This is a genomic window from Kribbella sp. NPDC049174 (assembly GCF_043197365.1).
In the GTDB taxonomy this organism is placed as follows: Bacteria; Actinomycetota; Actinomycetes; order Propionibacteriales; family Kribbellaceae; genus Kribbella.
Window position 1 is genome coordinate 1,469,630 of sequence record NZ_JBICSZ010000001.1, and the last position, 20,351, is coordinate 1,489,980.

General features: G+C 67.7%; 25 protein-coding genes. 16 read left to right on the forward strand and 9 right to left on the reverse strand.

Going from position 1 to position 20,351, the window contains the following annotated elements; translation table 11 throughout:
- Positions 1-14: 14 nt before the first annotated feature.
- From ACGFIF_RS06845 to ACGFIF_RS06870, 6 genes are all read left to right on the forward strand, one after another.
- Positions 15-1,340: a rhodanese-like domain-containing protein gene (locus tag ACGFIF_RS06845; RefSeq protein ID WP_393152228.1), complete on the forward strand. Its 1,326-nt coding sequence runs from the start codon at positions 15-17 to the stop codon at positions 1,338-1,340.
- The gene (locus ACGFIF_RS06850; protein WP_393152230.1) at positions 1,337-2,572 is read left to right on the forward strand and encodes an MFS transporter; all 1,236 of its coding nucleotides are present in this window, start codon (positions 1,337-1,339) and stop codon (positions 2,570-2,572) included. The genes ACGFIF_RS06845 and ACGFIF_RS06850 overlap by 4 nt, the downstream gene beginning before the upstream one ends.
- A gap of 246 nt (positions 2,573-2,818) precedes the next feature.
- A complete protein-coding gene (locus ACGFIF_RS06855; RefSeq protein ID WP_393152232.1) occupies positions 2,819-3,307 on the forward strand; it encodes a VOC family protein in 489 nt (162 codons plus the stop codon).
- Between the two features lie 91 nt (positions 3,308-3,398).
- On the forward strand, positions 3,399-3,650 hold the full coding sequence (locus ACGFIF_RS06860; protein WP_393152234.1) for a MerR family DNA-binding protein: 252 nt from the start codon (positions 3,399-3,401) through the stop codon (positions 3,648-3,650).
- Positions 3,610-3,822, forward strand: a complete 213-nt coding sequence (gene merB / locus ACGFIF_RS06865; RefSeq protein ID WP_393152236.1) for an organomercurial lyase — start codon at positions 3,610-3,612, stop codon at positions 3,820-3,822. The genes ACGFIF_RS06860 and merB overlap by 41 nt, the downstream gene beginning before the upstream one ends.
- Before the next feature lie 182 nt (positions 3,823-4,004).
- On the forward strand, positions 4,005-4,406 hold the full coding sequence (locus ACGFIF_RS06870) for an RNHCP domain-containing protein (protein ID WP_393152238.1): 402 nt from the start codon (positions 4,005-4,007) through the stop codon (positions 4,404-4,406).
- A gap of 104 nt (positions 4,407-4,510) precedes the next feature.
- Here the strand turns inward: ACGFIF_RS06870 and ACGFIF_RS06875 are convergent, their stop codons facing one another.
- From ACGFIF_RS06875 to ACGFIF_RS06890, 4 genes are all read right to left on the reverse strand, one after another.
- Complete coding sequence (locus tag ACGFIF_RS06875; RefSeq protein WP_393152240.1) at positions 4,511-4,897, reverse strand: DUF1398 domain-containing protein; 387 nt, start codon at positions 4,895-4,897, stop codon at positions 4,511-4,513.
- Positions 4,898-4,937: 40 nt separating this feature from the next.
- Positions 4,938-5,477, reverse strand: coding sequence for a DUF1707 domain-containing protein (locus tag ACGFIF_RS06880; protein ID WP_393152242.1), 540 nt, complete (start codon positions 5,475-5,477; stop codon positions 4,938-4,940).
- A 75-nt stretch (positions 5,478-5,552) separates the two neighbouring features.
- Positions 5,553-6,665 carry a sensor histidine kinase gene (locus tag ACGFIF_RS06885; protein WP_393152244.1) on the reverse strand — a complete coding sequence of 371 codons (1,113 nt, stop codon included), beginning with the start codon at positions 6,663-6,665 and terminating at the stop codon, positions 5,553-5,555.
- Positions 6,658-7,353, reverse strand: a complete 696-nt coding sequence (locus tag ACGFIF_RS06890; protein ID WP_393152246.1) for a response regulator transcription factor — start codon at positions 7,351-7,353, stop codon at positions 6,658-6,660. Before ACGFIF_RS06890 ends, ACGFIF_RS06885 begins: the two co-directional genes overlap by 8 nt.
- Positions 7,354-7,440: 87 nt before the next feature.
- Here ACGFIF_RS06890 and ACGFIF_RS06895 point away from each other — a divergent pair, with 87 nt between their 5' ends.
- Together ACGFIF_RS06895 and ACGFIF_RS06900 are read left to right on the forward strand one after the other, a co-directional pair.
- Positions 7,441-8,091, forward strand: coding sequence for a M15 family metallopeptidase (locus ACGFIF_RS06895; RefSeq protein ID WP_393152248.1), 651 nt, complete (start codon positions 7,441-7,443; stop codon positions 8,089-8,091).
- Positions 8,088-8,669 (forward strand): VanZ family protein, encoded by a 582-nt coding sequence (locus ACGFIF_RS06900; RefSeq protein ID WP_393152250.1) that lies wholly within the window; start codon positions 8,088-8,090, stop codon positions 8,667-8,669. The genes ACGFIF_RS06895 and ACGFIF_RS06900 overlap by 4 nt, the downstream gene beginning before the upstream one ends.
- Here the strand turns inward: ACGFIF_RS06900 and ACGFIF_RS06905 are convergent.
- Positions 8,651-9,046, reverse strand: coding sequence for a nuclear transport factor 2 family protein (locus ACGFIF_RS06905; protein ID WP_393152252.1), 396 nt, complete (start codon positions 9,044-9,046; stop codon positions 8,651-8,653). The two genes, ACGFIF_RS06900 and ACGFIF_RS06905, sit on opposite strands and share 19 nt — an antisense overlap.
- Before the next feature lie 381 nt (positions 9,047-9,427).
- Here ACGFIF_RS06905 and ACGFIF_RS06910 point away from each other — a divergent pair, with 381 nt between their 5' ends.
- The 3 genes from ACGFIF_RS06910 to ACGFIF_RS06920 all read left to right on the forward strand — a co-directional run bounded on the left by ACGFIF_RS06910 (position 9,428) and on the right by ACGFIF_RS06920 (position 12,893).
- A complete protein-coding gene (locus ACGFIF_RS06910; protein WP_393152254.1) occupies positions 9,428-10,510 on the forward strand; it encodes an ice-binding family protein in 1,083 nt (360 codons plus the stop codon).
- Positions 10,511-10,782: 272 nt separating this feature from the next.
- Complete coding sequence (locus ACGFIF_RS06915; RefSeq protein WP_393152256.1) at positions 10,783-11,229, forward strand: class F sortase; 447 nt, start codon at positions 10,783-10,785, stop codon at positions 11,227-11,229.
- Positions 11,230-11,666: 437 nt separating this feature from the next.
- Positions 11,667-12,893: a serine/threonine-protein kinase gene (locus ACGFIF_RS06920; RefSeq protein ID WP_393152258.1), complete on the forward strand. Its 1,227-nt coding sequence runs from the start codon at positions 11,667-11,669 to the stop codon at positions 12,891-12,893.
- A 76-nt stretch (positions 12,894-12,969) separates the two neighbouring features.
- Here the strand turns inward: ACGFIF_RS06920 and ACGFIF_RS06925 are convergent, their stop codons facing one another.
- Entirely contained in the window at positions 12,970-13,488 is a 519-nt protein-coding gene (locus ACGFIF_RS06925) for a DUF2231 domain-containing protein (RefSeq protein ID WP_393152260.1), read from the reverse strand.
- A gap of 200 nt (positions 13,489-13,688) precedes the next feature.
- Here ACGFIF_RS06925 and ACGFIF_RS06930 point away from each other — a divergent pair, with 200 nt between their 5' ends.
- A complete protein-coding gene (locus tag ACGFIF_RS06930) occupies positions 13,689-14,849 on the forward strand; it encodes a YbdK family carboxylate-amine ligase (protein ID WP_393152262.1) in 1,161 nt (386 codons plus the stop codon).
- A gap of 32 nt (positions 14,850-14,881) precedes the next feature.
- Here the strand turns inward: ACGFIF_RS06930 and ACGFIF_RS06935 are convergent, their stop codons facing one another.
- Positions 14,882-15,091 (reverse strand): CDGSH iron-sulfur domain-containing protein, encoded by a 210-nt coding sequence (locus tag ACGFIF_RS06935; RefSeq protein WP_393152264.1) that lies wholly within the window; start codon positions 15,089-15,091, stop codon positions 14,882-14,884.
- Positions 15,092-15,178: 87 nt separating this feature from the next.
- On the opposite strand from ACGFIF_RS06935, the gene ACGFIF_RS06940 reads away from it, so the two are divergent.
- Both ACGFIF_RS06940 and ACGFIF_RS06945 read left to right on the forward strand, forming a co-directional pair.
- The gene (locus ACGFIF_RS06940; protein WP_393152266.1) at positions 15,179-16,171 is read left to right on the forward strand and encodes an iron-containing redox enzyme family protein; all 993 of its coding nucleotides are present in this window, start codon (positions 15,179-15,181) and stop codon (positions 16,169-16,171) included.
- 103 nt (positions 16,172-16,274) lie between these two features.
- Positions 16,275-16,835 carry a DJ-1/PfpI family protein gene (locus ACGFIF_RS06945; RefSeq protein ID WP_393152268.1) on the forward strand — a complete coding sequence of 187 codons (561 nt, stop codon included), beginning with the start codon at positions 16,275-16,277 and terminating at the stop codon, positions 16,833-16,835.
- 48 nt (positions 16,836-16,883) lie between these two features.
- Here ACGFIF_RS06945 and ACGFIF_RS06950 read toward each other — a convergent pair whose 3' ends face one another.
- A complete protein-coding gene (locus ACGFIF_RS06950) occupies positions 16,884-17,753 on the reverse strand; it encodes an NAD(P)-dependent alcohol dehydrogenase (RefSeq protein ID WP_393152270.1) in 870 nt (289 codons plus the stop codon).
- Positions 17,754-17,955: 202 nt separating this feature from the next.
- Here ACGFIF_RS06950 and ACGFIF_RS06955 point away from each other — a divergent pair, with 202 nt between their 5' ends.
- Both ACGFIF_RS06955 and ACGFIF_RS06960 read left to right on the forward strand, forming a co-directional pair.
- Positions 17,956-18,615, forward strand: coding sequence for a DNA/RNA non-specific endonuclease (locus ACGFIF_RS06955; RefSeq protein ID WP_393152272.1), 660 nt, complete (start codon positions 17,956-17,958; stop codon positions 18,613-18,615).
- On the forward strand, positions 18,612-19,031 hold the full coding sequence (locus tag ACGFIF_RS06960) for a hypothetical protein (RefSeq protein ID WP_393152274.1): 420 nt from the start codon (positions 18,612-18,614) through the stop codon (positions 19,029-19,031). The genes ACGFIF_RS06955 and ACGFIF_RS06960 overlap by 4 nt, the downstream gene beginning before the upstream one ends.
- 30 nt (positions 19,032-19,061) lie before the next feature.
- On the opposite strand, the gene ACGFIF_RS06965 is transcribed toward ACGFIF_RS06960, so the two are convergent.
- Positions 19,062-20,348 (reverse strand): MFS transporter, encoded by a 1,287-nt coding sequence (locus tag ACGFIF_RS06965; protein ID WP_393152276.1) that lies wholly within the window; start codon positions 20,346-20,348, stop codon positions 19,062-19,064.
- Positions 20,349-20,351: the final 3 nt, after the last annotated feature.

Sequence of the window (20,351 nt, forward strand, 5' to 3'; positions counted from 1 at the left end):
CCGAGGCAGGCAAGATGATCATTCCCGTGGTGGACGAGGGACTGGGCAACTCGTCGTACCTGGTCGATCTGGGCGACGGCCGGGCGCTCGCGGTGGATGCGTCGCTGGACCAGCGAGCCCTGCGGGGTGCGGCGCGTCAGCGCGGGTTGACGGTGGCGTTTGCCGCGGACACCCACCTGCACGCCGATTTCGTGTCCGGTGCCGTGCAGTTGGCCGCCGTCGACGGTGCGCAACTGCTGGCATCGGCGGCCGGTGGGCGTGAGTTCGCCTACACAGGCCTGGACGATGGCGACGAGGTCGATCTCGGCGGGTTGACGCTGCGCGCACTCCCAACACCGGGCCACACGGGCGAGCACTTGGCGTTCCAGTTGTTCGATGGCGCATCGCTGGTGGGGGTGTTCACCGGCGGGTCGCTGATCGTCGGCGGCGCTGCTCGCACGGACCTGGTCGGTCCGGATCAGACCGAGGACCTGACGAGGGCGCAGTACCGGTCGCTGCGGCGGCTTGCCGAACTGCCGGACGAGACGCCGGTCTGGCCGACCCATGGCGCCGGGTCGTTCTGCTCCGCGCCGATCGACGGCGAGCGGGTTTCGACGATCGGGCGGGAGAAGGAGACCAACCCGCTGCTTGCCGCACCGGACGAGGACGAGTTCGTCGAGCGACTGCTGGCCGGCCTGGGCAGTTTCCCGCCGTACTTCCTTCGCCTGGCTGAGGTGAACCGGCGTGGCCGGACCGTCGAGGGAGATCCGCTGGTGCCCGCCCTGGGTGCGGGGCGAGTCGCGGCGCTGCTGGCTGACGGTGCCGTGCTGGTCGATGTGAGGCCGGTCGAGGACTTCGGTGCCGGTCACGTCCCCGGCGCGGTGTCGATTCCGCTGCGAGCGCGGTTCGCGTCCTGGCTGGGGTGGCTGATCGACCCGGCAACGCCGTACGTCGTGGTCCGCAACGCAGATCAGGATCTGACCGACCTGGTGTGGCAGGCGCTGAAAATCGGGTTCGGCCTGCCCGTTGGTGAGTTGGCCGGCGGCTTGGTGAGCTGGGACAGGCCGACCACCGCGACGCCACTGCTCACACCCGACCGGCTCGCTGACGCCGTGACGCTCGACGTGCGCCAAGACAGCGAATTCCACGCCGGTCACATCCCTGGCGCCGCCCACATCGAGCTTGGCGACCTCCCCGCGCGGGCCGGTGAGATCACTGGACCGGTGGTGGTGATGTGCGGTCATGGCGAGCGCGCCATGACCGCCGCCAGCATTCTCGAAGCCGCCGGCCACACCCCAGCCGGTGTTCTGATCGGCGGCCCGCGGGACTGGGCCGACACGACCGGCAAACCCCTGGCATGACGACCGCCGTGCGGACGCCGCAGCTTGGACTGCGGGCCAACCTCGCCCAGTTCCTGCTGCTGGTCGCGGTGAACGCCCTGGTCGGCGGCATGCTCGGCCAGGAACGCATCGTGCTGCCGCTGTTGGCTGAGCAGGCCTTCCACCTGGACGCCTACACCAGCGCGCTCACCTTCATCCTCGCCTTCGGTGCGGTCAAAGCCGCGACGAACTTCTTCGCCGGGACCTGGTCGGACCGCTTCGGCCGCAAACCAGTACTGGTGGCCGGCTGGCTGATCGGGCTGCCGGTTCCGCTGCTGTTGATCTGGGCTCCGAGCTGGGGCTGGGTGATCGCGGCCAACGTCCTGCTGGGCGTCAACCAGGGACTGACCTGGTCGACCACGGTCATCATGAAGATCGATCTCGTCGGCCCGGCCCGCCGGGGACTCGCAATGGGTCTGAACGAGGCCGCCGGATACGTGGCGGTTGCCGGGACCGCGATGGCCACCGGCTACCTCGCCGCCGCCCATGGGCTGCGCCCGGCACCGTTCCTGCTCGGCGCCGCGTATGCCGCACTGGGACTCGGCTTGTCCGTTTTCGCGGTCAAGGAAACGCGCGGTCACGCCCGTCACGAGGCCGGGACCCCGGACAGCGGACTGACCACCGGGCAGGTCTTCGTCTCGACCAGTTTCCGAGAACCCGCGCTCTCGTCGGCGTCGCAGGCCGGTCTGGTCAACAATCTCAACGACGGTCTGGCCTGGGGTCTGTTCCCGATCCTGTTCACCAGCCACGGCTTGAGCGTCGCCAGGATCGGGCTCCTTGGCGCGCTCTACCCGGCGGTCTGGGGCTTCGCTCAGCTCGCGACCGGATCCCTGTCCGACCGGCTCGGACGCAAGTGGCTGATCGCGACCGGGATGCTGGTGCAAGCCGTGGCACTGGCACTGGTTGCCATCGGCACCAGCTTCACGGCGTTGGGCGTCGCTGTGACAGTGCTCGGGCTCGGCACCGCGATGGTGTACCCGACCCTGCTCGCGGTGATCGGCGACGTCGCTCACCCCTCCTGGCGTGCCCGCTCCGTCGGCGTCTACCGGCTCTGGCGCGACGGCGGGTTCGCCGTCGGGGCGCTCCTGGCCGGCCTTGTCGCCGACCTGTGGGGCATCACCGCCGCCGTGTGGACCGTCGCGGCGCTCACCGCGGTATCCGGCCTGATCGTGGCCGTGCGGATGTACGAGACCCATCCCAGGAGTTCCCGATGACCAAGCCGGCGCTCGTTGCCGAGCTGATCCACCGCGACCACTCCGGTGGATCCGGGCGTTGTGGAGGCAGCGCTGCCGTACCTGACCCATCCTTTCGGCGGCCCCTCCAGCAGCCACGTGGGGTGTCGCCGGGTTGTAAAGCCGAGGGGTTGTCGCATGCGCGCTTCTGCCGATCGTCTTACTGGTAGGGGGCGGCGTCCGGAGCCGCCCGCAGTACAGCAGGAACACCGACGGAGGAAGGACGATATGACAACGGCAGCCAAGCCCAATCCGATCCCTGATTCGTATCGCCGGGTGACGCCCTGCCTCACCGTGGCGGGTGCGGTGAAGGCGCTGGAGTTCTACGGTGCGGTGTTCGGCGCGACCGAGCGGATGCGCTTTCCCGCTCCGGGCGGGACGATCGCCCACGCCGAGATCCAGATCGGCGACTCGGTCGTGATCGTCGAGGACGAGGATCCCCGGCGGGGGACCAACGGACCGCCGGCCGGCGGGTTGCCGGGTTCTCCGGCCTCGCTGTTCATCTATGTGGGGGACGTGGACGCGGTCATCGCGCGCGCGGTGGAGCTTGGCGCGACGCTGCGACGGCCGGCCGAGGACCAGTTCTACGGCGACCGGGACGGCCACATCGTGGACCCGTTCGGACACCGGTGGACCGTCGCGTCGCATATCGAGGACGTGACGCCGGAGGAGATGATGCGCCGGATGGCCGAACTGTTCGGCCCGGGCGGGGCCTAGCCTGCGTCTGCGTCTGCGTCTCGAGGTGGCGCCTGCGGCCGCCGACGGGGGAGGGCCGTGTTTCGGGTCCGCGAGTGAGTGCGTCGTACTGGTGACGGACATCGTCGCGACGGCCCCTGGACAGGTCGCCGGGAATGCGCGGCTGCTCGATGAGCCGCCGCGGACGCCGGGGGGCTATCGCGAATATCCGGTAGCGGCCGTGGAGCTGTTGCGGTTCGTGAGGCGTGCGCAGGAACTCGGGTTCACCCTCGACGAGCTGGAGGAGTTGTTTCACCTCCACGACGGCGGTCCGGGCAGCTGTGATGCGGCGAGCCCGTCGAGGCGGTGGTGTTCATGGTGCTGACGTCGGTGGGGGACCGTCGGCAGACTGTTGCTGCGACTACCTCAACTTCCTCGCCGACCGCTCGTCCGCCGAGGCATGGGTCGCTGAGCACAGCCGCGTACCGGGACAGATCATCAGCCAACCCGAGGCAGAGGCTCTGGCCACCCGGCTCTTCGGGCATTTGCTTGCCTAGGTCAACCGTTGAGCAGACAGGTGCCGGCCTGGGTGCGCTACGGCAGATGCCTTAATCGATTGACACCGTCGGAGGCGTGCTGGTCTGCTGGTGGGCGGTGCGCCGGACGAGCCGGCGCGGACCGGAAGGAGGGAAGCGATGTCTGTCCTGGCCCGTAGCTTTGCTCTGAAAGGTTCTTCGGTTTGGCATTCGCACGTTCGTTCAGCTGTGAGCACTGCGGCGTAGAAGTTTCTCTCGACGCCCCCGGAACCACCCATCGCAATCATTGCCCGAGCTGTCTGTGGTCGCGCCATCTCGACCGCAACGTCCCGGGTGACCGCAAGGCCGACTGCGTCGGCGGCATGGAACCGATCGCGGTCACGGTCCGCGGCGAGGGCCGTTGGGTCCTCATCCACCGGTGCACCAACTGCGGCCGCCTTCGTCTCAACAAGACCGCTGGTGACGACAACGTCCTGCTCCTGATGCGGCTGGCGGCCCTGCCGCTGACCATGCCGTTCATTCCGTTCGCGGCCGAGCTCGAGACCGAGGGCAACGGCTCGCGTCCCGCCCCTCGCAAGCCGAGGGCGCGCAAGACGAAGGCCTGAGTGAGGCCGGACAAGGCCGAATAGTTGTCTTAAGCAATGGCCTGCTCTGGACAGCTGCGTGGCTGTCGCCGGCGCGAACCAGGTGGCCGGCGTTCCGGTACGGCTCAGCTGATTTGCTCCGACAACAGCGCCGTACCGGCGCGGTCGTAGTAGGTGATCGTCAGCGCGTGGGTGTCGAAGGTCCACTTCTCGACTCCCGCTGCGGCGAGTGCCCGGGACATCTCGACGTACGAGGTCACCTGCTCCTCGTGAAGTCTCAGGGCCTCGGTCAGGGCCGTCGTGTCGCTGGTCGCGGCGATCGGGAACACTTCGTGCGCGGCGGCAGTCGAGAGCTGGTGCCCGTCGTCGCCGTAGTAGGTCGTGTGCCCGTCGGTCAGGTACGAATCGCTCGTCGTGACCCCGATCCCGCGAAGAGCCTCGAGGTACGCCGCCAGCGTGGACGCACTGCCGAGGCGGTCATGGATCTCGTCGACCTGCTCCAGGGTGAACATGGCTCTATCCTCACTGACTCGAGTTCAGGTACGACGATCGTCACCGCCGGCGCTCGATGACCTTCGCGTGCAGGAGTTTTCCGGCGAGCTCGATGCGGAGACGGGGATCGGCGGCGGAGTTCTTGGGGCGGAGCTTGAACTTGGAGTAGGTCAGGGTGAGTCCGTCGGTGTCGATCACGATGTCCGGCGAGCCGACGAAGAACAGCTTGCCGTGCACCATGTCCACGTCGATGCGCAGCACGTCGGAGGTGATCAGTGCGTGGGTGAAGTCGAAGGTGACTCGGCACAGTTGCGTGCGAAGCTCGATGCGCGCAGGCACCGACCAGCGCCCCTCCCGTACGTACTTGCCGCCGTGTTGCTCGACCACAAGTACGTCTTTGCTTTTGGCTGCGGGCGCGATCGGCAGGTCGGCGGTGAGCTCGGCCAACTCGCCGAGTGTCCGGGCCGACAGCGCGCTCTCCAGCCGGAGGTCGAGTTCCTCGGCACTGAGTCTGCCGTCACCGCCGGCGACCCGCAGCGTTTCCACGACGCGGTCGCGATCCTCGTGTGATGCCCGCAGGTCGGGCCGGTCATTCGACACGGCGGCCACGTTAGCAGGACCGACCCTCAGCCGGGCTGGTCGCAGGCGGCGCGACGTTCGAGAACGGCGTCCTCGTTATCTGGCGGTGGGTAGGGGTGCGGCGGGTAGTTGGACTGTGACGTGGAGGCCGCCGGTGGGGCGGGGGGTGAGGGTGAGGGTTCCGTCGTGTGCTTGGGTGATGCTTCTGACGATTGCCAGGCCGAGGCCGACACCTGCGTGGTCGGTGCGTAGGCGTTCGGCGCCACGCCGAAACGGCTCGACAAGTGTGGAAACGAACTGAAGGGGGAGTTTCTCGCCGGTGTTCTCGACGGTGAGCACCACGGTCCCGGGGCTAACGCTGGTTGTGACCCACACGGTGCCCTGGTCCGGCAGATTGTGGACGATCGCGTTGTGTACGAGGTTCGTGGTCAGTTGCAGCAGGAGCGTGTGTGAGCCGATGGTGGGGGAGAGGTCGCCGGAGGTCTCGATGGTTAGGCCGCGCTCTTCTGCGTAGGGGAGAAGCGTTTCCGTGGCCTCTTCCGCGATGAGGGACAGGTCGACGTGGTCACGGGTGAAGGACCGTTGGTCGGCGCGGCTGAGCAGGAGCAACGCTTCGGTGAGGTCGATCGCTCGGGTGTTGACGGCGTGGAGGCGGTCGACGAGGTCGCCCGTGTCACGGTTCAGATCGTTGCGGGCAACGTCGAGCAGGGTCTGCGTGATCGCCAGCGGAGTGCGTAGTTCGTGAGAGGCGTTGGCTGCGAATCTGCGCTGTTCGGTGACGTGTGCTTCGAGCCGGGCGAGCATGCCGTCGAAGACGTCGGCCAGTTCGCGGAACTCATCCGCACGGCCCGGTAGCCGGATCCGGTGGGAGAGCGATCCGGTCGAGGCCAGGCGGGCGGCGTCCGTGATGCGCGTCAGCGGGGCGAGCATTCGGCCGGCCAGGATCCACCCTCCCACGAGGCCGAACACCAGCAGCAATGCGAACACTGTGGCTGCCCTCGGAGCGAAAACGCGCAGGAGGTTGGACCGGACGGGAAAGACGTCGTAGTGAGTGGGGGTGCCACTGGGGACGAGGAGCGCACGCTCGGGGACGTAACGCAGGAGGAACAGCCACACGGCGGCAAGCAGCAGGGCACCGGCGACCGTGAGGAAGCCGGCGTAGCTGAGGGTGAGTTTGAGGCGAACGCTCAAACCAGGGGCTCTATCCATGGTCCCCTCCCGCACGTCCGGCGCCGGGTGCTGTGTCGATGCGGTAGCCGACGCCGGCCACGGTGGCGATGATCTCCGGTTCTCCGAGGCGTTTGCGCAGCGCCGAGACGGTGATGCGTACGGCGTTGGTGAACGGGTCGGCGTTCTCGTCCCAGGCCCGTTCCAGGAGTTCTTCGGCGCTGACGAGACCGCCTTCGGCAGCGACGAGGACCTCGAGTACGGCGAACTGTTTCCGGGTGAGCGCGACGTAACGGTCGTCGCGATAGACCTCGCGGCGGAACGGATCCAGCCGCAGGCCGGCGATCTCTCGCACGGGTGGTCTGTTGTGGGCGCGTCTGCGGTCGAGTGCTCTGAGTCTGAGCACGAGTTCTCGGAGTACGAACGGCTTCGTGAGGTAGTCGTCGGCGCCGAGCTCGAACCCGGAGGCCTTGTCGTCGAGGCGGTCTGCGGCGGTGAGCATCAGGATCGGCATACCGCTGCCGGAGGCAACGATGTGTTTGGCGATCTCGTCACCGGACGGGCCGGGGACATCGCGGTCGAGTACGGCGATGTCGTAGGCGTTGATGCTCAGCAACTCCAGAGCGGTGTCGCCGTCACCGGCGATATCGGCCGCGATCGCTTCCAGGCGCAGGCCATCGCGGATGGCGTCTGCCATCTCGGGTTCGTCCTCGACGATCAACACACGCACACCGTCGATGCTACGAGGCGGCGCATATCGTCGGCATATCGAGAACCAGATACGTGCCGGCAACACCGTGCTGCCTTGACTGGAGCCATGTCCGCCAGCGAACAGGCACAGACAGCAGAGTACGACGACAGAGGTGACGGCCGGCGTGAATGCGGCCGCCGTACCAGATTGCCCATTCGGGCTGCCCTTGTGGTCGCCACCGCGGTGCTTATCGGCGTGGTGATTCACCAATTGCTGGCACCCTCCCCAGTCGCATCGCCCAGCGACAATCGCCACGGTGCCCTTGGCGAGGTACATGGCGTCGTCCCTGACGGCGTAACGGTCTTCGACAGCGAAATTCCCGCTGTGGCCAACCTCGACCCCGAGCTGCTCGGTGCCCTGCGGCGCGCCGCAACGGACGCCGCAGATGACGGGGTCGAGCTTTTCGTCAGCAGTGGCTGGCGCTCCCCGGAGTACCAGGCACAACTGCTCCGTGAGGAGGTCTCGAAATACGGCTCAGAAAAGGAAGCCGCCCGATGGGTAGCTACCCCTGACCTGTCTCCTCACGTGTCGGGGCACGCAATTGACATTGGGCACTCCGACGCCGTGGCGTGGCTGTCAAGGCACGGCGGAGAGTACGGACTGTGCCAGATCTACCGCAACGAACCCTGGCATTTCGAAAGGCGCCCAGGAGCCGTCGACCATGGTTGCCCGCCCAGGTACGCCGACCCTACGCACGATCCAAGGACGCAGCAGTGACCAGCATCATCAGCGGGTGGCACGGCTGGGTCGGTACGTTCACCGGCGTGGCCCTCATGACGGTGGTCGTACTGCCGTTGGCCGCGCTGGCGGTGTGGGTTTTGGCTCGCCGACGGCGTCTCACCGGAACCACGGCGGCGTGGGCGTGGCGTACTTCGCTTGCCGAGGTCGGCATCATCTACGGGACGGTGCCGTGGGTATGGATGACCATGTTGCCGGGCAGCCGGGCCGGCGCCGTCCCTGGTCGGGTGAACCTGGTACCGCTGCGGGATCTGCTGACGATGTCGACGGGCCAGATCGTCGGCAACCTGCTGGTGTTCGCAGCGCTGGGGTTTTTCGCCCCCATGCGGTTTGCAGCGCTGGCTTCGCTACCGCGGATCCTCGCGTTCGCGGCGGGCTGCTCGGTGCTGGTCGAGGTCGCGCAGTACGTCCTGCGCCTGGACCGGGTGTCCTCTGTGGACGACGTACTGCTCAACACCGCTGGCGCCGGGCTGGCCGCACTGGCATCGCGCCGCTGGTGGCGCACCTCGGCCTGCCGAGCGCTCGATGCGCGTGCGGTCTATGGGCGGCGGACGTAGTACTCGGTGAACTCGCGACAGCGTCCTTCGCTGTCGAAGCGGATGATGAAGCAGTTGTTGAACGTGCGGACGATAGGCCCGTCAGGCGCATCGCGATAGCGGGATGTTCCAGCGGCCACCACGGTGTCGGCGTCGACCGCGACCGGAGAGTAATCGGCGTCGTAGGTGCCGGGTGCGTCGCGGGTGGAGGCGTCGGCTGAACCGCTCTCTCCCAGCCAGGATGCGACGACGGCGTCCCGGCCGACGATCGGCTCGTCATAGGGGTGGTAGCGGTAGGCGACGTTCTCGCTGAACAAGCTTGAAATGTCGCCCGGATCGTAGGACATCCACGCCTCGACGTACCGGTCGAGCCAGTCCTGCGCGGTGTCGTGGTCCATTGGCCCACCTTAGTCCGCTCTCAGGTAGTTGACCGCGGCAACCGGTTTGGATTGTTGATTACTGCACCTATCTGGCCATTGACAGACGGTGATACCTAACTTAGCGTCAGGATCAGTTACGAAATGTGATCGGCGGGGTCTCGAGTCGCCGTCGATTGAACGGGGTGCGAAACACGTTGTCTGCCGGTAGTAGGCCCAGACCCGTCCTCTGCCGATGATGATCTGCTGACGTCAATCCTTGCCGGGCCCTTGTCGAGCCCTGCTGACGGGTCCGTCGTACGTGTCACCGCGGAGCCTCCTGTGCGAAAGCGCGAACAGCGCAGCCAGTCGTGGTGATCCTTGGATCAGGCGGCTCGATCCAGGGATGAAGATGAATCACTCATGAAGCCGTCCAGGCCGGTAGCGGTCGCCGTGCGAATACGTTGGACCGCTCTGGCGGTGGCGGCCGCGTTCGCTGTCTCGTCGGCCGGCCTGGTGTCGACCGGGGGAAGTGCCTCGGCGGCGGCCGTGCCGGTGCCGTTGGGCACTGCCGAAAGCTTCGTGGTCCTGGCCGGTGCGGGAATCACCAACACCGGGCCCACCGTGCTGACCGGCGACATCGGCAGTTTTCCGAATCCGGCGATCAGCGGCACCGGAACGATGACGATCACCGGAACCAACCACGCCGGCGACAGCGTGACCCAAGGGGCGAAGGACGATCTGGTCACCGCCTACAACGTCGCCGCGGGGGAGTCGCCGCCGTCGCCGATCACCGACGATCTGGGCGGCAAGACGCTGACCCAAGGGGTCTACAACTCGGCCTCGTCGATGGGGTTGACCGGAGCTCTGACCCTGGATGCCGAGGGCGACGCGGGGGCCGTCTTCGTGTTCCAGGTGGGCTCCTCGCTCACCACGGCGACCAGCAGCAGCGTGGTGCTGACCAACGGGGCCCAGGCGTGCAACGTGTTCTGGCAGGTGGGCAGCTCGGCGACGATCGGTACGGCGACCCAGTTCCGCGGGACCATCCTGGCGTTGACCTCCATCACCATGGACACGGGCGCTACCGCCGTCGGCCGGATGCTGGCCCGCAACGGGTCCGTGACGCTCGACACCAACACCCTCACCAAGCCCTCCTGCACTCCGACGACCCCGCCGACCACGCCGCCGACCACGCCGCCGACGACACCGCCGACCACGCCGCCGACGACACCGCCGACCACGCCGCCGACCACGCCGCCGACGACACCGCCGACCACGCCGCCGACCACGCCGCCGACCACGCCGCCGACCACGCCGCCGACCACGCCGCCGACCACAGCGCCGACGACACCGCCGACGGTGCGGCCGACGACGCCTGCGCCTCCGCAGGTCACTGACACCCCGGAAGGTCCCGTGGATACCGGGGACGCTTCAGGTGAGTCGATGTGCCTGATCGAGGCGCCGACCGTCTCGTGGTTCGGCTGGATTGGAGCCGGCGCACCGTGAAGACCGGCGCAGCGGTTCTGCTCATCGCGACAGCGTTGGCCGTGACCGGGTGTACCACTGAGTCAGGCACGGGGCCGACTCAGCCCGGCCCCATCTCGGCTGACGCCGTACCGAGCGGAACCGCTGCGCCAACCACCACCGTGATCACGCCCAGACCGCTCACAGCACCCAAGAGTCGGCCGCGCACGTCCAGCCCCACACTCCGCGCTGAGCCGTCCGCCGAACCGTCCCGCTCGCCACCCCCTGGCAAGGGACGCAGGCCGTCGGCGCCGATGCGGAAGTCGACCCCGATCCGGGTCACGATCCCGGCGATCGGGGTGGACTCAGGCCTGATGCGCCTCGGTCTCAAACGCAACGGCACTCTGCAAGTGCCCCCGAACGGCTTCCCGGCCGGCTGGTTCACCGGCGGTCCCACCCCGGGCGAGAAGGGTCCGGCGGTCATCGCCGGCCACGTCCGCTGGTCCGGACGGGCGGGCGTCTTCGCCCGGCTGGCGTGGCTGAAGCCGGGGGACACGATCATGGTGACCCGGCAGGACCGATCGGCCGCCGTCTTCCGGGTGATCCGGGTCAGGCAATATCCCAAGTCCACCTTTCCGAGCGCCGCGGTGTACGGCGATCTCGACCATCCCGGGTTGCGTCTGATCACCTGTGGCGGGCTGGACGACAGATCAGACAAGTACGAGGCCAACGTCGTGGTCTTCGCCGACCTGGTCGTCTGAGCCGCCTGGTTCGCGCCACGACGCTGCATCTCCCTGCCCTGGTCGCGATCGGCGTCGGTCGGGAGTGGGGGAGAAATGCTTCGCGCCGGGCGCCGAACCCGGATGCCAGGACGAGACCCGGCTTTCGAGCTTGGCTGCACTCGGCCTGGCCGGTGCGGCCCGGCGCGAAGCGCTGTGTGATCGACAGCCTTTCAGTACCCAGAGACATGCACGGGTTCGACGCCTGGCAGGTCAGTCGGACTGCGGCCCGATTCCTGTGCACACGAGGATCCGCAGGCTCGGGCTTGGAGGCGCCGGACCAGCATCCTGATGCATCCAGGGGCGTCAGGCAGCCGGGCAGGTGCTGGTGATCCGAGGTACCAAGGATCACGACTGACACGCTGGGATCACGTTGGTCGGCGTACATGGGGTTGCTGTGGTGCGGGTACCGAACTGCGGTGAGGGAAGCAGACGAGGGACTGGTCGCCGGCCGTTATCGGCTTGGCGCGGTGCTCGGACGCGGTGGGATGGGGGCGGTTCATCGCGCGACGGACGAGGTGCTGGGGCGAGAGGTCGCGGTCAAGGTGATGCTGCCTGTCCCGCGGACACTCGCGGCGCCCGAGCGATTCCGCCGGGAGGCGCGGGCGACGGCGAGGATTCGTAGCCCGCACGTGGTCGCCGCCTACGATTTCGGTGAGTACGGCGACGGCTACTACCTCGCGATGGAGTTGGTGACGGGTTGTTCCGTCGCCGACGAGCTGAGGCGGAACGGCTTGTTCACGGCCGAGCGGGCCGAGGACGTGGTGAGACAGGCCGCGGCAGGGTTGGCTGCCGTCCACCGGCAAGGCATCGTGCATCGCGACATCAAGGCGAGCAATCTGCTGCTGACCGACGACGGCACGGTGAAGGTCGCTGACTTCGGCATCGTCAGGTTGCTGGACGACGCGACGACGACACTGACGTCGACCGGGCAGATCGTCGGCACGAGTCACTATCTGTCGCCCGAGCGCGTGCTGGGCAAGCCGGCGGAGCCGCCGTCCGATATCTACGCGCTCGGCTGCGTTCTCTATCAACTCGTCGCCGGTCGGCCGCCGTTCATGGCCGATTCGCCGGCGGCGATCATGTACCAGCACGTGCAGAACGAACCGGTACCGCCGAGCAAGCTCCGGCCCGAGCTGGCCGACCTCGAGCCGCTGATCTTCTGGATGCTCGACAAGGACCCGGTACGCCGGCCAACCGCTGCGGAGATCGCCGACGCCGCAGTACCGCCCACCATTGTGGACCCGGCGGCCGAGACGATCAGCCTCACAGCGCGCCGAACGACCTCCAGACCGGTGCTCGCCGGCGTTGCCGCGGCGATCGCGCTCACGGCATCGGCAAGCGTCGGCCTTCTGCTGGACACTCGTGGCGTAGAGCTCACGGAAGATCTGCGCCCGGGCGGTGGTGCAGCCACGACGCCGGCTGTGGTGCCTGGTACGTCTGTCAAGCCGCAGACCGCCCGTCCGACCACGACCACACCAAGCGAGCGCCCCTCAACGAAGCAGCCGCTCGGCGTCAACTCCAAACCCGGCGTGGCGACGGTAAGCCCGAAGACGAAGAAGTCTGCCAATGACGCGGACGGCAAGTCCGCCGACAGAGGGAAAGGCAACAAGCCCCACACCAAAAAGTCAGAGAAGAAACCGTGAGCGCAGGATGCTGAAGGTCGTGCTGAATTCGACGGCCGAGCACCCGGGGCAGCCGACTGGCTGAGGGGCTAGCCGATCAGCGGAAGCCTTCCTGCTGGGTTTCCTCGCTCGCGACGCGGACGCCGTAGTGGTAGGCGAGTTTGCCTCCGAGCGAGCCGGAGGCGCTGAGCAAGGCCACTGCGATGAGGCTCAGGACGAATCCGGTGACGCTCGCTTCGTCGTTGCCCTGCCCGGAGCGGAGGGCGAAGCCGATGACGAACAGGACGACCACGGTGAGGTTGAGGGTCATATGCGTCAGACCTGTCCGGAAAGCCTTGGTGCCGCGAGGGATGGCGAGCAGATCCATCAGTCCGAACGCTGCGGCGAGGACAGCGCCGACGATGCCGATGCCGATCAGCCAGTAGGCGCCTTCGGCAAACACTTGCTCCCGGGCGGAGCTCGCCAGCGCGATGATGTCGAACACGACACTGGCCACCCAGGCGCCGATCGGAATCGTCACCAGGACCGGATGGAACGGGTGACCGTACGGACCGGCAAGGACGGTCTTGGGGTGCTTGGCTTGATGCATCGCTTCGGCTGGGCGCAGTTCGTCCATGGTGTCCTCCTCGATCTGTAACGCCAGTACCCCTTGGCGATAGAACCAATGCAGCTCAGGCGACCCGTCCCCGGCCACCGCTTCGGTCGCCGCGCCGCGAGGATTGACTTGCGTGTCGGGGGTACCGGGGGCTCGCGGGTTCAGACGGGAGCCTCAGGAACACCGGTGCGCGCTGCGCCCGGCATGTGCGGGAGGCTTGTGTGGGCGACGTCGAGTCTGCGTCCGGGATCGATCTCCAGGCTTCTCCTGGTGCTCCGCCGTCCGGTCGGTGGGCCGGCGCGCCCATCGACGCGGAGCTGCTCCGGTCGCTGTTCTCCAGCACCGTCGCCGGGACCGTGGGGTTCGAGGAGGAGCTCCTGCTGGTGCACCGGGGGAGTTGGCTGCCCACGGATGCCGCCGCCGTGGTGGCTGCCGTCGGCGACCCGCGGGTGAAGCCGGAGCTGCCGGCCTGCCAGCTCGAGATCGCGACCTCCGTTCACGACAAGGTGGCGGACGCCGTCGAGGAACTGCGCTCGTGCCGAGCGCTGGTCGCCGCCGCCTGCGGTCCCGACCTGGCCGCGATCGCCGCGCCTGTTCATCCCCTCCTCGACGGTCCCACCACGCTGGCGCCTACGGAGCGGGCCGCCGGGCTCGGCGCGCGTTACCGCGAGGTGATCGGCCGGCAGCTGGTCTCCTCGTTGCAGGTGCACCTGGCCTTCGGCGACGCCGACTGCACGCTGGGCGTCTACCACGCGCTGCGGAACCTCCTCCCGGAACTGGCTGCGCTGGCCGGTGCCGCCCCCTTCGCTGCCGGGCGGGACACCGGCTTGTGCTCTGTTCGTCCGGTGATCGCCTCCGAGCTGCCCCGCCAGGGTGTGCCCCCGATCATCACCTCCTGGGAGCAGTACGCCGAGGACCTGACCTGGGCGGTCCGCGGGGGTGCAGTGACCGACGCTTCGGAGTGGTGGTGGGAACTCCGGCCGCATGTCCGCTACGGCACGCTCGAGCTGCGAGTTCTCGACGTACAAGCGACCGTGGATCAGACCAGTGCGGTCGCCCGACTGGTGCACGCGCTCGCTGCCAGGCTTGCCGACCTGCACCACCTCGGCGAGCTCGAACCGGCGGCGCCGACGTGGCGGATCGCGGAGAACCGGTGGGCCGCGCTCCGCGACGGCGTCGGGGGAGAGCTCCTCGACCTCCGTACCGGCGTGGCCAGATCCACCCGACGCTGTCTGCATGACCTCGTCGACGCCGCCGAGCCCTACTCGCCCGGCGACCTGGACGACGTACGAGCGATGGTCGAGAACCCACCGGTGGAACACCTCCGAGGGCTTGGCCCTGAGCGAGTGGTCCCGTGGCTCGCGGAGGTGTTCACCGCATGAAACGGCTGACCATTCCAGGCGTCTTCTGGGGTTCAGGCGGCCGGGGTACGGCGTGGCAGGGTGTGGGTGCCGTCGCAGAAGGGCGGGATGCCGGTGCGGCCGCAGCGACACAGCGCGATGGTACGGCGCGGAGCCGCAACCGGATCGCCGTCCTCGTCCAGGAGCACGAAGTCGCCCCGGATGAGGATCGGACCATCCGGGTAGGCGCGGATCTGGGTCGCGCTGTCGTCCTTCGAGGTCATGAACACGCAGTACCCACCCCTAGCCGGATTCACGACGGATTCTCCCGCGGGTACCGGCTCGTTGCCCGATGCCACTAGGAGATATGGATGCAGTTACCACCGCCACGTGGGCCGCTCAGCGCCTGGCTGAACGACCGGCTCACGGGAAGCGACGACGGAGACCGAACGATCGAGGTCGGGCCGTCCGGTCGGCCGTTTTCCGACGACGATCTACAGCTGGCCCTCTGGGTCGCCTACGAGCTGCAGTATCGCGGCTTCGATCACGTAGACCCCGATCGCCAATGGGATCCGGGCATCATCGCCTTCCGCACCCAGTTGGAGCGGCCCTGGATCGCGTGGCTGCAGGCCAACTGCCGGATCCGCCCGACCGATGAACCGGTCGCGGCGCAGTTGCGAGCAGTGATCGACGCCGATGACGGTCCACGACTGGCGCCGTACCTGCGTCGGCGTGCCACGACGGAGCAGTTCCGCGAGTTCGTTCTGCACCGGTCTGTCTACCAGCTCAAGGAGGCCGACCCGCACAGCTTCGGCATCCCGCGCCTGGAGGGCGCTGCCAAGGCGGCGTTGGTCGAGATCGAGGCCGACGAGTACGGCGGCGGCCGCCCGGAACGGATGCATTCCGAACTGTTCCGAACGACGATGCGCTGGCTCGGGCTCGACGACAGCTACGGCTACTACGTCCCGGCGGTGCCCGCGGTCACGCTGGCGGTGTCGAACGTGATGTCGCTGTTCGCTGTCCACCGCCGCTGGACCGGCGCGCTCGTCGGTCACCTGGCAGCACTCGAGATGACATCCACTCTTCCCAATCGTCAGTACGCCGCTGGAGCCGCCAGGCTGGGCGCGTCGGAAGAACAGGCCCGCTACTTCACGGAGCATGTCGAAGCGGACGCGGTGCACGAGCAGATCGCGGCGCACGACCTCTGCGGCGGCTACGTGCAACAGCACCCCGACGCTCTCGGCGACGTACTGTTCGGGGCGCGCTGCTCGCTTGCCGTGGACAACCTTTTCGCCGAGCAGTTGCTCACCGAATGGAACGCGTCCGCTCGCCACCCGCGCCGGGCTGCCACCGCCGCAGGATGAGCCCGGTCCGCATTGCTCTCGGCGTGGGGTCACCCTTGACCCGTGGTGGGTGGCGGAGGAGGCTGGCGGTGGAGGCGGAGGCTGCTGCGAAGGAGATGGCGTGATGGCGAAGGTGCTGATTCTCACTGGTGACGCCGCGGAGGATCTGGAGGTGTTCTACCCCTATCAGCGGCTGCTCGAGGAAGGGTACGACGTACACATCGCCGCGCCGGCGGTGAAGAAGTTGCAGTTCGTGGTGCACGACTTCGTGGACGGGTTCGACACGTACACCGAGAAGCCCGGGCACACGTGGCAGGCCGACATCGCGTTCGCCGATGTGGATCCGTCCGAGTACGTGGCCTTGGTGATTCCTGGTGGGCGGGCACCGGAGTACATCCGCAACGATGCGGACTGCCAGCGGATCGTGCAGCACTTCTACGGCGAAGCGAAGCCCGTGGCCCAGCTCTGTCACGGACCGCTCATCCCCGCGGCGGCTGGTGTTCTGAACGGGCGCAAGACCTCGGCCTACCCGGCCCTGGCGCTTGACATCAAGGCCGGGGGAGCGGAGTGGGTTGACGGCGACGCGGTCGTCGACGGAAACGTGGTGTCCGGACGGGCCTGGCCGGACCACCCGGCGTGGATGCGCGCCTTCATGACAATCCTCAAGGAGCACGCACCGGCTTAGCTCCGGCACGCCCAGTCATCCGCCTGGCGGCTGGACCGCAGGTCGGTTTCAGGCGAGGCTGACGACCACTTTGCCGAGGGCCCGCCCCTCGCCGACGTGCGCGAGCGCGGCGGGCACCTCGTCGAGCCTGAAGGTGCGGTCGATGTGCGTCCTGACCTCCCCGGTCGCGCAGAGGTCGGCAAGCGGCTCGAAGTGCGTCGGTCCCTCCTTGACGGCCAGGATCCCGATGCTGCGTCCGGTGGCGCGGCCGACCAGCCAGCCGGCCGTGAGCACGCGCAGCAGTGTCGGCACCGACCCACCCACGCACCGGTACCTCCCACCGCGCGCCAACGCACGCCGGTAGGCGAACACCGACCGGTGTGCGACCAGATCCAGGATCAGGTCGTACGGACGAGCGGTCTTGGTGAAGTCGTCTCGCTGGTAGTCGATCACGTCGTCCGCGCCGACAGACCTCATGAAGTCGAGTTTGGAGCTGTTGTCGACACCGGTGACCTGAGCACCGAGCCGTTTGGCGAGCTGGATCGCGAAGGACCCCGACCCTCCGCCGGCACCGTTGATCAGGATCCGGCGGTCCGCCGCGCCCCACTGCGTGCCCTGCACCGCGATCGCTCCCGCCTGCGGGATGGTCGATGCCTCCGCGAAGCCGAGCTGAGGCGGCTTGTGCGCGAGCACGGATTCCGGAGCGATCGTGTACTCCGCGAAACCGCCCTTCAGCAAGAGATTGTCGCCGTACACCTCGTCGCCCGGCCGGAACCGGGTCACTCCCTCGCCCACTTCGTCGACCACGCCGGCGATATCCGATCCGAGCGTACGGCGCGACGGGGAACGCAAGCCACCGATCCGCGCGTACGCCGGTGAGCCGCGCAGGCACTCCCAGTCGCTGAGGTTGATGGAGGTGGCGACGATCCTGACTCGCACCTGACCTGCGCCGGGGGAGGGCATCGGGACGTCCTCGACCCGCAGTACAGCGGGAGAACCGTATCGGTCGTAGACGACCGCTTTCACACCTGCCTCGCGGCCCACATGGTCACGAACGCAACGTAGCAACTCGGAACGCTCGACCACCAGATCAGCGTCTCCGGCCGCTGCGCTGAGCCGGAGAGCACTTAGGCTGGCGGGCGTGGCCGACCGCAGCAACGACCGTCCCAGCAGGGTTGAGCTGCCTGGTGATCCAGCGGACGTGCGTGCAGTGGGCTATGGCCCCGACGATGTCGTGCAGGTGCCGGAGCGGTACGCCGACCTGACGGTGCACAAGGAGAAGTCGGGTCGGGCGGTTCGCTGGAACGACGACCTGATGGCGCCGGAGCCGTCGTCGGTCTACGTGGTCGACGATCGGTACTTGTATGCCACCGACAAGGCCGGTCGCGTGACTCATGCGGAGGGGTGGCTGGGGTGGCTGCCGTCGAAGGAGAACGACGAGCGCCGCAATCTTGGCGCCCAACGTGAGGCGGGCGAGCCCGATCGTCAGCGGAACGACGATGGTGGTCATCTGTTCGCGACGTCGTTCGACGGCCCTGGTGAGGCGATCAACCTCACCGCGCAGTCGCGGTCGCAGAATCAAGCGGTGAAGGGCAGCGACAACTGGCGGCGGATGGAGGAGAGCTGGCAAGCCCTCCGGGCGGCCGGCATCCAGGTCCACGCCAGCATCGACGTGCGGTACGACGATGGGATCACACGTCGGCCGTCAGCCCGTGCCGTGGTCGACCGTCACGACGGCAGGCGATCGCCGCGGCGTATCTTCAAGGAGACCAAGCCGCAGTCGACCCGGGACCGTGAATGACCGAGATGCCGAACGAAATGGGCACGATCGACCTGATCGCGCGTGCCCTGACCGCCGAGTTGCCCGATGGATGGCGTGAGGTCGGAGCGACGTACCGCGCGACTGCGCCGTACGCGGAGCTCGATGCCGAGGTGGTTCTGCCGTCCGGTGAGTCGGCGCAGGTCGATCCGCTGCCCGAAGGGCTGGAGAGTCACTTCGAAACGCTGCGGCTCCAGATGTACCAGCCAGGCAAGGGCGCCTGGCTGACCGCCCGCGTCACGATCACCCCCGAGGGCCGCTTCTCAACGGACTTCGACTACGAGTCCGAGCCGGCGTGGTCGATCCCGGTCGACGTTGGGATCTACGTCGCGGACCTGGCCGAGTTCCCGCGCGAGGACCAGTACATCCCAGACTGGCTCCGCGAGAAGACTGGCTGAGCTCCAACACGTTGATAGCGATCGAGCCGCTTAGGACAGGCTTGCTACTGGAGTGGGCGTTGCCGTCGGTTCGGCTGGCGTGTCCAGAAGTCGCATGAAGGGCATGGAGGCCAAGGCGATCGCGATGGCGCCCATGATCAGGGCGCAGGCCAGTAGCGCGTGGGGGGCGGAGACGGTGTGCATGAGCCAGCCGAAGCCGAGTGAGGCCAGCGCGCCGATCAGAGAGCCGTAGGCGGCTCCGAGGCTGCCTACGCGGCCCAGGAGGTTTTGCGGTGTACGGCTGTAGAAGGCGGTGTACGGAACCGCGAACATCACGCTCAGCATCGATCCGGCCAGGAAGCTGACGCCGACCGCGAGGATTGAGCCGGGTTGCACGAAGTACAGGGTCAGCAGAGCCGAGGCGTACAGGCCCATCGCGCCGACGAGCCAGGTCCGTTGCGGGAGCTTCTGCGCCAACGCGGCGAACGTGACGCCTCCGACCATGCCGCCGATCGCACCCGCGGCCAAGAAGATGCCGAGGGCACGGGAGTCCTGCTGCGCGAAGATGAACCACGCCGGGAAGATCAGTGCCGAGATCGGCACGATGACAGCGCCCATGAGCGGCCCGACCAGCTGCATCTTGCCGAGGAACGGTTCTTTGACGAGGAAGTCCACCGCTTCGCGCAGGTCGCGGTAGACCTGACGGGGTGACATCGGCTGCTCGTGAGTCATGACCCGTTTCCGCAGACGGGACGCAAGCACGATGCTGATGAGGAAGAGCACAGTCGTGGCCAGCAGCGTGTTCGCTTCGCCGAATGCCGCGATCAGCAGACCGGCAGTGATCGGCCCGACGAATGTCGCCACTCCCTGGAGCGTCTGCGTCAGGCCCATGGCACGGGTCATCGGCACACCTTCTTCTTCGGCCGCCGCGGGAACAGTGCTGACTTTGGCGATATGACCCGGTCCGTCGAAGAAGACACCGAGCACCTGGGTCACAGCGACGAGCCAGAGCGAGAAGGAATCGAGCCACAACGTCACCGCCAACGTCAGCGCCGTGATCAGGCTCAGGCTGTCGGCGAGGATGGAGACCCGGCGACCACCGATCCTGTCGGTCACCAGACCTCCGGCCAAGGTCCCGGCCAGCGCGGCAATTCCCATCACGAAGGCGATGGTGCCGGCGCTTGCGGCGTTGCCTGTACGGGTCAGGACAAGCCACGGGACAACCAGAGCGATCACCTGGTTGGCATACGTGGACGCGGACTGCGCCGACAGCACAGTCAGCAACTGCCTGGCCTGAAAGAGTCTCTTCGTCCCTTGTTCCACGTCGGGCAGTGTCATGGC

Coding starts and splice junctions, on each gene's coding strand:
- ACGFIF_RS06915 (WP_393152256.1), top strand. CDS start 10,783: ATGCGGAAGTCGACCCCGATCCGGGTCACGATCCCGGCGATCGGGGTG.
- ACGFIF_RS06925 (WP_393152260.1), bottom strand. CDS start 13,488: ATGGACGAACTGCGCCCAGCCGAAGCGATGCATCAAGCCAAGCACCCC.
- ACGFIF_RS06965 (WP_393152276.1), bottom strand. CDS start 20,348: ATGACACTGCCCGACGTGGAACAAGGGACGAAGAGACTCTTTCAGGCC.
- ACGFIF_RS06935 (WP_393152264.1), bottom strand. CDS start 15,091: ATGACCTCGAAGGACGACAGCGCGACCCAGATCCGCGCCTACCCGGAT.
- ACGFIF_RS06875 (WP_393152240.1), bottom strand. CDS start 4,897: ATGTTCACCCTGGAGCAGGTCGACGAGATCCATGACCGCCTCGGCAGT.
- ACGFIF_RS06855 (WP_393152232.1), top strand. CDS start 2,819: ATGACAACGGCAGCCAAGCCCAATCCGATCCCTGATTCGTATCGCCGG.
- ACGFIF_RS06940 (WP_393152266.1), top strand. CDS start 15,179: ATGCAGTTACCACCGCCACGTGGGCCGCTCAGCGCCTGGCTGAACGAC.
- ACGFIF_RS06895 (WP_393152248.1), top strand. CDS start 7,441: ATGTCCGCCAGCGAACAGGCACAGACAGCAGAGTACGACGACAGAGGT.
- ACGFIF_RS06850 (WP_393152230.1), top strand. CDS start 1,337: ATGACGACCGCCGTGCGGACGCCGCAGCTTGGACTGCGGGCCAACCTC.
- ACGFIF_RS06845 (WP_393152228.1), top strand. CDS start 15: ATGATCATTCCCGTGGTGGACGAGGGACTGGGCAACTCGTCGTACCTG.
- ACGFIF_RS06960 (WP_393152274.1), top strand. CDS start 18,612: ATGACCGAGATGCCGAACGAAATGGGCACGATCGACCTGATCGCGCGT.
- merB (WP_393152236.1), top strand. CDS start 3,610: ATGCGGCGAGCCCGTCGAGGCGGTGGTGTTCATGGTGCTGACGTCGGT.
- ACGFIF_RS06885 (WP_393152244.1), bottom strand. CDS start 6,665: ATGGATAGAGCCCCTGGTTTGAGCGTTCGCCTCAAACTCACCCTCAGC.
- ACGFIF_RS06910 (WP_393152254.1), top strand. CDS start 9,428: ATGAAGCCGTCCAGGCCGGTAGCGGTCGCCGTGCGAATACGTTGGACC.
- ACGFIF_RS06945 (WP_393152268.1), top strand. CDS start 16,275: ATGGCGAAGGTGCTGATTCTCACTGGTGACGCCGCGGAGGATCTGGAG.
- ACGFIF_RS06905 (WP_393152252.1), bottom strand. CDS start 9,046: ATGGACCACGACACCGCGCAGGACTGGCTCGACCGGTACGTCGAGGCG.